General features: G+C 33.5%; 11 protein-coding genes. 3 read left to right on the top strand and 8 right to left on the bottom strand.

Annotated elements, in window-relative coordinates:
- Positions 1–46 precede the first annotated feature (46 nt).
- Together AC2TDS_RS13090 and AC2TDS_RS13085 are read right to left on the bottom strand one after the other, a co-directional pair.
- Positions 47–1,357 (bottom strand): DUF5689 domain-containing protein, encoded by a 1,311-nt coding sequence (locus AC2TDS_RS13090; protein WP_484736027.1) that lies wholly within the window; start codon positions 1,355–1,357, stop codon positions 47–49.
- Positions 1,358–1,387: 30 nt separating this feature from the next.
- A complete protein-coding gene (locus tag AC2TDS_RS13085; protein ID WP_484736026.1) occupies positions 1,388–4,156 on the bottom strand; it encodes a carboxypeptidase-like regulatory domain-containing protein in 2,769 nt (922 codons plus the stop codon).
- Between the two features lie 166 nt (positions 4,157–4,322).
- Here AC2TDS_RS13085 and AC2TDS_RS13080 point away from each other — a divergent pair, with 166 nt between their 5' ends.
- A complete protein-coding gene (locus tag AC2TDS_RS13080) occupies positions 4,323–5,372 on the top strand; it encodes an endonuclease/exonuclease/phosphatase family protein (protein ID WP_484736025.1) in 1,050 nt (349 codons plus the stop codon).
- Positions 5,373–5,400: 28 nt separating this feature from the next.
- On the opposite strand, the gene AC2TDS_RS13075 is transcribed toward AC2TDS_RS13080, so the two are convergent.
- From AC2TDS_RS13075 to AC2TDS_RS13065, 3 genes are read right to left on the bottom strand one after another with little or no spacing between them, the layout of a single operon-like run.
- Positions 5,401–5,745, bottom strand: a complete 345-nt coding sequence (locus AC2TDS_RS13075; RefSeq protein WP_484736024.1) for a hypothetical protein — start codon at positions 5,743–5,745, stop codon at positions 5,401–5,403.
- 51 nt (positions 5,746–5,796) lie between these two features.
- Positions 5,797–7,482 carry a single-stranded-DNA-specific exonuclease RecJ gene (recJ, locus tag AC2TDS_RS13070; RefSeq protein WP_484736023.1) on the bottom strand — a complete coding sequence of 562 codons (1,686 nt, stop codon included), beginning with the start codon at positions 7,480–7,482 and terminating at the stop codon, positions 5,797–5,799.
- A gap of 5 nt (positions 7,483–7,487) precedes the next feature.
- Positions 7,488–7,913 (bottom strand): OsmC family protein, encoded by a 426-nt coding sequence (locus tag AC2TDS_RS13065; protein ID WP_484736022.1) that lies wholly within the window; start codon positions 7,911–7,913, stop codon positions 7,488–7,490.
- A gap of 124 nt (positions 7,914–8,037) precedes the next feature.
- Between AC2TDS_RS13065 and AC2TDS_RS13060 the strand changes: the two genes are divergently transcribed.
- A complete protein-coding gene (locus AC2TDS_RS13060; RefSeq protein WP_484736021.1) occupies positions 8,038–8,628 on the top strand; it encodes a carboxymuconolactone decarboxylase family protein in 591 nt (196 codons plus the stop codon).
- A gap of 211 nt (positions 8,629–8,839) precedes the next feature.
- Positions 8,840–9,844 carry a hypothetical protein gene (locus AC2TDS_RS13055; RefSeq protein WP_484736020.1) on the top strand — a complete coding sequence of 335 codons (1,005 nt, stop codon included), beginning with the start codon at positions 8,840–8,842 and terminating at the stop codon, positions 9,842–9,844.
- A gap of 35 nt (positions 9,845–9,879) precedes the next feature.
- On the opposite strand, the gene mscL is transcribed toward AC2TDS_RS13055, so the two are convergent.
- The 3 genes from mscL to AC2TDS_RS13040 are packed head-to-tail and all read right to left on the bottom strand — an operon-like array spanning position 9,880 to position 12,037.
- On the bottom strand, positions 9,880–10,281 hold the full coding sequence (gene mscL / locus AC2TDS_RS13050) for a large-conductance mechanosensitive channel protein MscL (RefSeq protein ID WP_484738952.1): 402 nt from the start codon (positions 10,279–10,281) through the stop codon (positions 9,880–9,882).
- A 54-nt stretch (positions 10,282–10,335) separates the two neighbouring features.
- A complete protein-coding gene (gene alr, locus AC2TDS_RS13045) occupies positions 10,336–11,436 on the bottom strand; it encodes an alanine racemase (protein ID WP_484736019.1) in 1,101 nt (366 codons plus the stop codon).
- Positions 11,429–12,037 carry a thymidine kinase gene (locus AC2TDS_RS13040; protein ID WP_484736018.1) on the bottom strand — a complete coding sequence of 203 codons (609 nt, stop codon included), beginning with the start codon at positions 12,035–12,037 and terminating at the stop codon, positions 11,429–11,431. The genes alr and AC2TDS_RS13040 overlap by 8 nt, the downstream gene beginning before the upstream one ends.
- Between the last annotated feature and the right edge of the window lie 22 nt (positions 12,038–12,059).

Raw genomic sequence — 12,059 nt, 5'->3', positions numbered from 1 at the left:
AAAAGCCGAGTTTAAAACTCGGCTTTTACTATTACATGGCTCGCACTTAATTTGCGATAACTTTAACATTGTCAATTTCAAATGTAGCTGCTGCCGACGTTGTTGATACATACTTAAAAGCAATAAATAAATTACCTCCTGCCGCTGCTGACACGTCCAAATCTCCAGACGATGTCCACGATGTCCAACTTCCTGAATTTGTATCTATCGTTGGTGCTAATTGAGTCCATACATTGGCTGAATCATTTGGGTTACCTCCATTGTAGTTGGTAGAGTAATATACCTCAATATCATCTCCAGAATATCTTTTTACATTATCAAATGTAAAAGTTGCTCCAGAAACCTCTGTTAAATCTATAGCTTTACTAATTAACCAATCTTCATTTTCTTTTGCTCCTCCAGAAAAACCAGAAATTTTAGCACTTGGTGCAGGGTTTCCAAAGTTAACTACTTCCCATGTTTGATCACCAATAACATCTTGAAGGGTCCATTGATCTAAGTTATTCGAAGAAAAGTTCTCTTCAAACAATGGATCACATCTGTTTTCTGTAAAATCAACATCATTCGTATCTCTAATAAATAACTGGAAGTCACTACTGTATTTACCTACTACCGCTGTTACAATTCCTTTTGTGTTAGGGATAGACTCTGCTTTAAAATCTGAGTAACCACTGTTTCTCATGATAATGGTTGCATCATCAGCACAACTCTTAAACATTCTATTTACTGTATAGGTATCAGTTAAATTCGCATAGGTTTGATTCTTTTCTTGTGTTTGCATGTCACTTAACTGAACTAACATACCAATATGAACATCATTTATATCACTAATGCTAGCTACTTCTTTAGGCACTATATTCGCTACTTCGGTAGATCGTAAAATATGTTTTTTATACTCTGTTGAAGCAATTCTTTCTATACTTGATCCGTTAATTTGACCTATTTCTAATACTCCACTATTACTATGCATTCCTAAACCCTTAAGCTTTACATACACTTTTCTTCCTACTTCATATAATGTATATAAATCTGTTCCGTCTACAGCTATTTGTATTGCTGCGGTTGGGTTTTCTGGTCTATCTTGAATGGAAAGTACTTTGTAAAAGTTCCCTGCTTCATCACTTGAAACCACATAACCTTCAAAAACCATTTCTCCATCGTTATTCACTTCATTAAAATCAACAATACCACTTCCTGTATAGGTGTTTTTTATTGATTGTAATGTATTCGTAACTGTTACATCAGGCTCTTCAACTGTAACTTCCGGTAAACTATAGTCATTATTGTCTACACATGAGCTTACCGTTACTAAAAGAAACGCTAAGGTCGCTATTTTAAATATATTTGTTGTTTTCATTTTTTTTAATACTTTATATTCTTTTTAAAATTAAAATCTGAAATACACATTCATAAAATATGTTGTTCCCCTACCATACCAATACTTGTTTCCAAAAACAGGTGTTGATAGTTCGGCATCCGCTTTAGAAGTTCTGTAATTAGCATTTCTACCTTGCTCAAAACCTCCTGATTTATATTTTTGATTTAGTATATTGTTGATACTCGCAAAAAACCCGACATAGTAATCACCTACTTTCCAAGATTTTCCTCCTACCGCATTTACAACGATATAATTGTCAAACTCTTCTTGAGCCAATAATTCTCTCGCAACAGCAGGGTCATAATCAGAAAACTGAATCTCATCTGAGTCTAAAGAAAAATCAGCTGTTCTTTTTAACGGAGCTACATCAACATATGTATCATCTAAATAGTTTGCAGTTGCTCCAAACCACCAATATTCTGGATCACGATATTCGAATCCAACAGAATATGCCTTTTGAGGCCCAGACGCTATTCTATAATTTTCTAGATAGGCTGGCTGAGGTGTCTTTAATCTCTCTGGTAAGGGAGAATCAGACCTCAAATAAATAGACGGATTATTATTATAAGTATATTGACCAATGTTCGCAGCTCCTTTTAATTTAATCGTTGGCGTTACCTGTGCTTCTATTCCTAGTTCCGCACCAAAATGTCTCTTTTCGATTCCAGTAAGTACTTCTTGCACAAAAGCAGTATCATCACCTCCAATTCCATCAGCGAAGAAAAATGAAATCTCGGTTGCATCTTTAATACCTGTATAATACCCCGTCACTTTTGCTTGAATAATTGGTGATCTTAAAATATAACTCGCATCAACTGTCATTACTTTTTCACTTGTTAAGTTCATTACAGTTTCGTTATTTTCTCTTGGATTTGAAAATGAGTTACGCAAAAAAGGTGCTTTAGAAATATACCCTCCATTAACATCTACTAAATGACGCCCAGAAATCTTATAGGTAACCCCTGCCTTTCCGCTAAAGTTAGTAAACTCTAATTTTTCAGATTTCCCTAATGAGTTATCTGGAAAAGCTCCATTTTGATACAATCCTTCTCTTTGATGCGAGGTTCTAGACACATCTCCAGCCAAATAAAAATCAACTTTATTATATTTAAATTGAGCTTGTAGAAAGGCATTGTAAATATCCGAATTCAATTTATAGTTATAGCTAAAACGATCTCCTAGTCCCACCATTCTATTTGGGTTTAGCAAATCACTTTGCTTTCCATCAGAAGTAGCTCCAAAAGTATCTATATCTAGAAAACTTGACCCTCCTAATAAGTCTAAAACATTGGCAAAGTTTTCAGATTTTAGTTGCGTGTATTGCACTTTACCATTTACAGTAATATTATCGTTTATTTGAGTTTCAACAATTGTATTTACCGTAAATTGTTTATCATCGTTTCTGTCTTCGTACAAGATGTACTTCGAGTTCGTGCTCTCAGAACCAGCTAAATTTTGACGAATCATTTCATCCCAATCTAATTGACCATCATTTAAAAACTCTTGTAATAAAGCATACTCATTACCCGTACCATTTCTTAAGGCATAACTAGGTAAATTTTGATAATAGGTTGGGTCTGGGTTTGAACCACCACCTACTGGTATATCATTTACTAAACGTGAGCCCGTGTAACTAATACGGCTATTCCCTATTTTACCAAACTGATAAGAAACATTGGTAGTTAAGCTTGTGTTATCCGTAACATTCCAATAATGATTCAACATCACTATCGGCTCATACAAATCTCTAACACGAGAATTTCTCATTTTGCCATTTTGGTATCCCCAGTAAGCGTTGTACTTAATTCCTTTTAGATCAAAAACTTCTTCAGTGTTAGGTGAAGATTTACCCCTTTTGTTTTCTGCTGCAAGTACCGTTAAATTTATGCTATGCTTATCATTCAATACTTTTTCAAAAGAAGCAAAAATGGAGTTTGCATCATAAAACGTACCATCAACATAGCCTTCATTTCCAGCTCTTCTACTTCCAGATACAGCAACTGCCCATCCATTTTTCATCAAACCAGAAGTATAGGTACCCATTACACGATGCACATAACTTCTATTAGAAGAAGCATATGAAATTCTTGTACCTTTTCTGTATTCAGATGCTCTTGTACTCATATTCGTTGACCCGAGTACTCCACCAAAAGTAAAACTTGAAGGAGTTAAACCATTGCTAAATTCTTGGTTGCGCAACACATCATTCATTCCTCCCCAGTTACTCCATTGAGGCCTTCCGTTGTAAAGCTTGTTCATTTCAATTCCATTGATTAAAACTTTACCATTTTCAGAATCTAACCCCCTTATTCGATAAAATGATGAACTCCATTCGAAAGCAGCTGTTCGCAAATACACATCTCTTGATGATTGTAATAATCCAGAAATATTATCTGCTGAGCTGGTATCGTCATTTAGCTCATCATCAGTAATGGTAATTGTACTAAGATCTTGATCTTCAGACATATCTTCATACATCATAATCATTCCTAAATCAATTACTTTACCAGTCATTTGGATTGGAAAGTTTTGGGTTTCATACCCGCTTAATGAAACCATCACAATGTGTCTTCTAGTAGTAGTAGGTATATTCTGTAAAGAAAAACTCCCATCAATCTTCGTTGATTGAGTTATCCCTACATCTTTTATACTAATAGAAACACCTTGGAGAGGTTTTTCAGAATCGCCGTTAATAACGATCCCCTTTACAATATTTTGTGCCCCCACACTTAAACTGAACAGAAACAGCATACATATTGTAATTCTAAAATTTCTCATAAAATATTGGTTATTAATACTTGGTTAATCCTCTCTTTCTTTCAAAAAAAGGGACGCAAAACTACAAAAAAAGCAATCATTCGTATATTAAATAATTGTTACGTATAAAACAATTCTATCTTTTTTGTTTCTTTTTTCTGTTATTTTGCGGCGTAAAATTAACAAAATGAAGAAAATTATTTCCCTTTCTATATTAAGCGTTGTGTTATCATATAGTTATGCACAAAAAACAAAAAACAAATTTAAAATAAGAACCGTTGCTTTTTACAACTTAGAAAACCTATTTGACACAGTTAATGACACTGAAAAAAATGACGAGGCTAGTCCTATGATGGAATTAGAAGGTGATAAAGAAAAGGTTTATTGGGATAAAATTGACAAATTAAGCACCGTGATTAGTCAATTGGGAAAAGAAAAGGCTCATACGAGTCCAGCAATTTTAGGCGTTGCAGAAATTGAAAACAAAAAAGTTTTGGAAGATTTAGTAGAGTCTGAAAAACTAAAGAAAAAAAGGTATGGCATTATTCATTTCGACTCACCAGATAAACGAGGAATCGATGTAGCTTTATTATATCAGCAACGCTATTTTAAACCTATCCATTTCGAAACTTTTAATCCCAACATCTACGTAAACAATAGAAAAATCTATACTAGAGATATTTTGTTAGTTTCTGGATATCTTGATGATGAATTAGTACATATAATTGTAAATCACTGGCCATCTCGAAGAGGGGGCGAGGCTAAAAGTAGGCCTTTACGTGAAAAAGCTGCCTATAAAGTAACTCAGATTATTAATAAGATCAAAGAAACACATCCTAAGCCTAAAATTTTAATCATGGGTGATTTTAATGACGATCCGGTTAATTCAAGTTTTAAAACAGTATTAAAAACAAAATCTAAGAAGAAAAACGTTGAGGAAGGAGATATTTTCAATCCTTTTGAAGACATGTTTCGTAGAGGATTAAACACATTAGGATACAGAGACAACATCAATTTATTCGATCAAATTATGTTTACCTCACCACTACTCAATAAAGATAAAAAGGACTTCTCTACGTATAAAATGTTCAAATCGATGATTTATAATAAACGTTTTTTAACGCAAAAAAAAGGACGGTATAAAGGATACCCTTTTAGGAGTTTTTCTTACGGAAAATATACAGGAGGTTATAGTGATCACTATCCTGTTTATCTATACTTAATTAAAGAGAATTAAAAAAAGAGCTTGCAAGTTGCAAGCTCTTTTAGTTTTTACACAGATCATTCAAATAATTGTTCATCCTTATTTGAAACAAAGTTCCTCTAAGTAAATCTTCAATTTGACCAAGCTCAACGTATGATACCGCCATACTCACTTTATTTGAAGGCGTTTGAAGCAGTACCGATCTGCAACCACCTGATATTTCACAATTTTTACATGGTTTTTGCATTTTAGCATCCGCTATCTTAGTTATAAACAACTCAATTTCTTCGGTATTTAAGTGAAACCCTGTGTCTCTAAAGATTATTTGCGTTAAATTGGTTTTCACTTCTTTCCAACGAAATGAAATCCCTATATCGTTATCATATATTTTGTATATACTCTCCATAATCATTCAATTATGGAGCAAATATAATTAATTTAGAACAGTTCTAAATAGTTATTTTAAATCTTTTACTAATAATTGAATTGAGGTATTGCCGTTCCATGTATTCTCATCCAAATTATATACAATATCGAAATCATTATCCACCTTATTTATACTGCTTCCTAGACCAAACCCAATAGCTCCATAGGTATTTCTATCGGCGCCCGTTATAATATTAAGTTTTAAATGGCTTTTGTCAACTCCTACTTGTTTACCATAACCATTATCTCTAACGGATGAGGTATAAAATATTGGCTTCATATTTTGTGGCCCAAACGGTCCCATTTGTTTTAGTATACGGTAAAATTTTGGTGTAATACTAGACAATTCTAATTCAGTATCGATCGAAATTTCAGGTATTAATAATTGTTTATCAATGGTAGTGGCAACCACCTCTTCGAACTTATTCTTGAAATTTTCATATTGTTCTGGAACTATCGTTAAACCCGCTGCGTATTTATGCCCTCCAAATTGTTCTATAAATTCAGCACAAGCTTCTAAGGCATTATACACATCAAACCCTTTTACGGATCTGGCTGATGCTGCTAATTTATCTCCACTTTTTGTAAACACTAATGTCGGTCTGTAATAGGTTTCTATTAATCTTGATGCAACAATACCAATAACTCCTTTGTGCCATGTTTCATCAAAAACAACCGTAGTAAAGCGCTCTTCCTCATTGTTTTTTTCAATTTGTAATAAGGCTTCCTTGGTTATTTGACGATCTAACTCTTTCCTATCAGCATTCAATTGATCAATATTCGATGCTTCCATTTTTGCGGTATCAAAATCTAATTCAGTGAGTAAACTTACTGCAAAATTTCCGTGTTTAATCCTACCCGCTGCATTAATTCTCGGTGCAATAATAAAAACGACATCTGTTATGGTGAGGTCTGTTTTGTCTAATTGATGAATTATAGCTTTTATACCATTTCTAGGATTTGTATTGATTATTTTTAAGCCATAATAGGTAAGCACTCTATTTTCACCGGTAATTGGAACGATATCAGCGGCAACGGCAGTTGCTACCAAATCTAAATAGGTTACTAATTCTGCTATCGTTCCACCTTTTTTATGATTCAATGCTTGTATAAGCTTAAAACCAACACCGCAACCACAAAGTTCTTTGTAAGGGTATTCACAATCTATTCTTTTAGGATTCAATACTGCAATAGCATTGGGAATTTCTTTTCCTGGTTTATGATGATCGCAAATAATATAATCTATGCCTTTTTCCCTGGCGTAAGCTACTTTATCAATTGCCTTAATTCCACAATCCAATGCAATAATTAACGTCATATTATTATCGGCTGCAAAATCAATACTTTGGTAAGAAATTCCATATCCCTCCTTATATCTATCGGGAATATATGTTGCTATATTACTATATTCTTCTCGCAGATAAGAAGCCATTAATGATACCGCTGTTGTACCATCCACGTCGTAATCACCATACACCAAAATATTTTCGTTCGTGTCAATAGCTCGTTGAATTCTATCCACGGCTACTATCATATCCTTCATTAAAAAAGGATCGTGTAAGTCATCTAAAGACGGTCTAAAAAACTGTTTTGCTTTTTCAAAGCTATCAATACCACGTAGGATTAACAATTTTGCTAATGTTTTATCTATTCCTAATGCTCTAGCTAATTTTTGTACACTTTCTTTATTTGGATTTGTCTTAAACGTCCAACGCATAAAGTTTATTTTTTATGAAAATGAATTTTAATGTTAATGGTTGCAAATTTTCTAAACATTTCCATTACCCCACAGTATTTATCAACTGATAAATTTACAGCCTTACTTATTTTTTCCTTATTCAAATCATCTCCTGTAAAATGATAATCAACTGAAACACTATCATAGTATTTAGGATGCTCTTCTGTTAAATTACCCGATACCTCCATTGTAAAATCATCTACCTTTACTCTCATTTTGTTTAATAAAGAAACTACATCCAATCCAGAACAACCGGCCAGTGATGACAGCATCATTGCTTTAGGAGCTAATCCTGAATTATCTCCCCCATTTTCTTTCACAGTATCTATCAAAACCTTGTGCCCACTTGGATTATCAGATTCAAACTGCATATTTTCCTTCCAAATAGTTGTTACTGTATGTTTTCCCATAATTTATTTACTTTTGTTTTTCTTGTAATTTTGTGCTTATCTAATAACTCCTATCGTTATTATTGAAGTTTTAAAACAAACTTACAGCAAAAAAACATTAATAAAAACTAAAAAACAACCAACTATGCCATTAGTAACACCATTATCTGCTGATCACGATTTAGAAACACAGGAATTAGCAGCCTTTTTTAATGAAACTCTGGGGTTTTGTCCAAACTCTGTTTTAACAATGCAGCACAGACCAGCCATTTCAAAGGCTTTTATTAATTTAAATAAGGCTGTAATGACCAATGAAGGCAAGGTTACTTCGGCACTAAAGAGAATGATTGCTTGGATATCGAGTAACGCAACGGGCTGTAGGTATTGTCAAGCACACGCCATAAGAGCTGCTGAACGCTATGGTGCAGAACAGGAGCAATTAGATAATATTTGGGAATATAAAACACATCCTGCCTTCAATGAGGCAGAAAGAGCTGCCTTAGACTTTTCTCTAGCCGCTAGTCAGGTTCCTAATATGGTTGATGATACGATAAAAGAAACTTTATACAAACACTGGAATGAAGGCGATATTGTTGAAATGCTTGGAGTTATATCATTATTCGGTTATCTAAATAGGTGGAATGATTCAATGGGCACAAGTCTTGAAGAAGGTGCCGTAGAGAGTGGTGAACAGTACCTCGGTAAACATGGATGGAATAAAGGCAAGCATCTATAAAAAAATTCATATCTTGTAAAAACAAAAGTCTTCTCTGATCAGAGAGAAGACTTTCTTTTTAACCTTAAATAGATGTCCCCCCACAGTTCACCTAAAGTAAGTCTTATTAACAAAATAATAAAGATTTAAACAATAGACAGTTGCGAATACTGCAAAAAGATAAAATGTATTTTGCAGTATTTAAGACAGCCAAATCTATCTTAGGAAGAATATGGATATAGAAAAAGACAAACTCTTTAATATCATAAAAAAAGAGTTACCTAAAAACGTGTTAATTACAGAAGAAATCGCAGATGTATTGGATGTAAGTTATGATGCTTCATATAGAAGAATCAAGGGCAAGACCGCGCTTACATTTGAAGAGGCTATTAAGTTGGCAAAACATTACAAAATATCATTGAATGAATTATATGATTTACCATCCATTAATTCATTACTCATTAATAAAGCTAAATTTGAAGGTCATATTGATGGTTTAATTCAATTTTACAAAGAATTATCATCGTATACAAAATCTTTTAATGTCAATCAAAAAACAAATATAATTTATTCTGCGAAAGACATTCCTTTTTATCATGTAAAAACAAGCAATTTATATTGGAAGTTCAAAATATACGCTCACTTGAATTTGACACAAAAGAAGGCTATCAACAATAAAATATCTTTTAAAGATTTCACCCCTAAATTCAGGGTATTAGAAGAAGCTAATAATTTTAGAAATACGATTATACAATCGAATATCACTGACATATGGAGTGACTCAACAATTAATAGTTCTCTTTACCAAATTTTTTACTTTTACAAAACTAAAATGTTGAAAAAAGAAGACGCTTTGTTTTTATGTGATGAAATCACCTTAATATTAAAAGGAATTGAGAAAAATGCTGCCCTTAATATACTTAGCTCTAAAAGTCAAAAAACTGGCACATTTAAGCTATTTTACAGTAAGCTTTTAAACATAAATCATACCATATTTTTCAAAAACGAATGTAAAAAAGGCTTACTCATGCCCTATAGTTGTTTTTCTCATATTAAAATTGAGGATACCACTATTTGTGATGAAGTTGACATTCATCTTCACAAACATTTACAGTTGGCTAAAAAAATATCTGGAGATTCGGAGATTGAGCGAAAAGTTTTTTTCACCACCATGTATGAAAAAATTGAACAGTTACGCAATGAGATTAACTCCAAAATCCATATATCCTTTATCTAAAAAAAGCCTTGAGAACGTTCTCAAGGCTTTTTTACTTATTTCTTTAGTAAATCTCTAATCTCTACTAACAGCTGTTCTTGGCTAGGCCCTTTTGGAGCCTCTGGCAATGGTTCTTCTTTTCTTTTCATCGCATTTACCCCTTTCACTATCAGGAACATAACAAAAGCCACAATAATAAAATCGATTACATTCGTTAAAAAATCGCCATAATGAATAGCTACTTCACCTGCTATTTTGCCGGTATCATCGGCCATTCCTTCTTTAACAACATACTTCATATCTTTAAAGTCTGCATTAAACATTAAACCTATTAGAGGCGAAACAATTCCTCCTGTAAATGATGACACTACCTTGTTAAAGGCTGCCCCCATAACAAAACCTACTGCAATATCGACTAAGTTGCCTTTCATTGCAAAGTCTTTAAACTCTTTGAGCATTCCCATAATTTTTTGATTTTTTACTAGTTAAACTAAGCCTAAATTATGAAAAATTTATCTCTTAACCAATCTTTTAATTCGTTGAGAAAGTGCTGTTAATATCTCATAAGGGATTGTTTCACATTTATGGGCCATATACTCTACATGTTGCTGATCATTAAAAATAATCACCTCATCTCCTTCCTGACAATCTATTTGAGTAACATCGACCATCAACATATCCATACACACAACGCCAATTATTGGTGCCGTTTGATTATTTATAATCACAAATCCATTTTTGTTCCCTAACTTTCTTGAGATACCATCGGCATGACCTATCGCTATGGTTGCACTTCTAGTTGGCTTACTAGCCACAAAAGCTCTATTGTAACCCACTGTTTCTCCCGGTTGCACTATATGGATTTGAGAAATTATAGATTTTAACGTAAGTGTATTTTTTAATTGAACTGTTTCTTCTCTATCGTTTCCAAATCCATACAGACCTATTCCTAAGCGAACCATATCAAATTGGGCTTTAGGATAATTAATAATACCTGAGGTATTTAGTATATGGATCATAGGTTCATAACCTAAATGTTCGTAAATCTGTTTCACGATATACGCAAAATTATTTATCTGCCCTACAGTGAACTCATGCTCATTTAAATCTTCACTAGCCGCTAAATGCGAAAAAACAGATTGTACAATCACGTTATTAGACTTTTTTAGTTCCGTAATAATTACCGGTACATCTGAATGCCAAAAGCCCAATCTATTTAACCCCGTATTGAATTTGATGTGTATAGGATAATTCATTAACGGGTGCTCATCAGCAAGTTTTAAAAAGGCATCAAATATTTTAAAGTTATATAAATTCGGTTCTAATTGATATTTAACAATTAATTCCAAGTTTTGAATCTGTGGGTGTAACACCAAAATTGGCGTGTCAATCCCAGCCTCTCTTAACGTTACACCTTCATTTGCGTATGCAACGGCAAAATAATCAACCTTATCCTGAACAATCTTGGCTATCTCAACAGATTCACTGCCATAGCCGTAGGCTTTAACCACAACAAGCACCTTAGTTTGAGGCTGTAACTTATTTTTGAAATACGTTAAATTGTGCAAAACTGCATTTGCATTTATTTCTAAAACCGTTACATGGTTATTCATCTGCTATATCTTTTTCACTATTAGAACCTTGTATTGCTTTGTAATACGCAGCCCTACTTAATGGTTCATACTCTTCTGTTTCACCCAACAATACTAAGTCATCATTGGTTGATTTCCTATAACTATAATTGGCCAAATTTCCTGTACGTGTACAAACGGCATGTACTTTTGTAACATACTCTGCTGTAGCCATCAACGCTGGCATCGGGCCAAAAGGATTCCCTTTAAAGTCCATGTCTAATCCTGCAACAATCACTCTAATTCCTCTGTTGGCTAAATCGTTACATACGGCTACAATTTCATCGTCAAAAAACTGCGCTTCATCAATTCCAATGACGTCAACATTGTTTGCTAACAACCTTATATTAGAAGAAGCTGGTACCGGGGTGGATCTAATTCTATTTTCATTATGTGAAACGACTTCGTCATCGTCATATCTGGTATCAACAGCTGGTTTAAATATTTCTACGCGTTGTTTAGCAAATTGTGCTCTTCTCAAACGCCTTATTAATTCTTCAGTTTTCCCCGAAAACATGGAGCCACAAATTACCTCAATCCAACCAAATTGTTCTGTATGATTTACTGTATTTTCAAGAAACATTTTGTAATTTTAAGCTCTATTA

This window comes from Tenacibaculum profundicola, from assembly GCF_057220795.1.
This window is presented reverse-complemented; position numbering and strand designations above follow the sequence as displayed.

Excerpts from the sequence above, each read along its gene's own strand:
- AC2TDS_RS13075 (WP_484736024.1), bottom strand. The coding sequence starts at position 5,745 with ATGGAGAGTATATACAAAATATATGATAACGATATAGGGATTTCATTT.
- recJ (WP_484736023.1), bottom strand. The coding sequence starts at position 7,482 with ATGCGTTGGACGTTTAAGACAAATCCAAATAAAGAAAGTGTACAAAAA.
- AC2TDS_RS13080 (WP_484736025.1), top strand. The coding sequence starts at position 4,323 with ATGAAGAAAATTATTTCCCTTTCTATATTAAGCGTTGTGTTATCATAT.
- AC2TDS_RS13060 (WP_484736021.1), top strand. The coding sequence starts at position 8,038 with ATGCCATTAGTAACACCATTATCTGCTGATCACGATTTAGAAACACAG.
- AC2TDS_RS13085 (WP_484736026.1), bottom strand. The coding sequence starts at position 4,156 with ATGAGAAATTTTAGAATTACAATATGTATGCTGTTTCTGTTCAGTTTA.
- AC2TDS_RS13040 (WP_484736018.1), bottom strand. The coding sequence starts at position 12,037 with ATGTTTCTTGAAAATACAGTAAATCATACAGAACAATTTGGTTGGATT.
- mscL (WP_484738952.1), bottom strand. The coding sequence starts at position 10,281 with ATGCTCAAAGAGTTTAAAGACTTTGCAATGAAAGGCAACTTAGTCGAT.
- AC2TDS_RS13090 (WP_484736027.1), bottom strand. The coding sequence starts at position 1,357 with ATGAAAACAACAAATATATTTAAAATAGCGACCTTAGCGTTTCTTTTA.
- AC2TDS_RS13055 (WP_484736020.1), top strand. The coding sequence starts at position 8,840 with ATGGATATAGAAAAAGACAAACTCTTTAATATCATAAAAAAAGAGTTA.
- alr (WP_484736019.1), bottom strand. The coding sequence starts at position 11,436 with ATGAATAACCATGTAACGGTTTTAGAAATAAATGCAAATGCAGTTTTG.
- AC2TDS_RS13065 (WP_484736022.1), bottom strand. The coding sequence starts at position 7,913 with ATGGGAAAACATACAGTAACAACTATTTGGAAGGAAAATATGCAGTTT.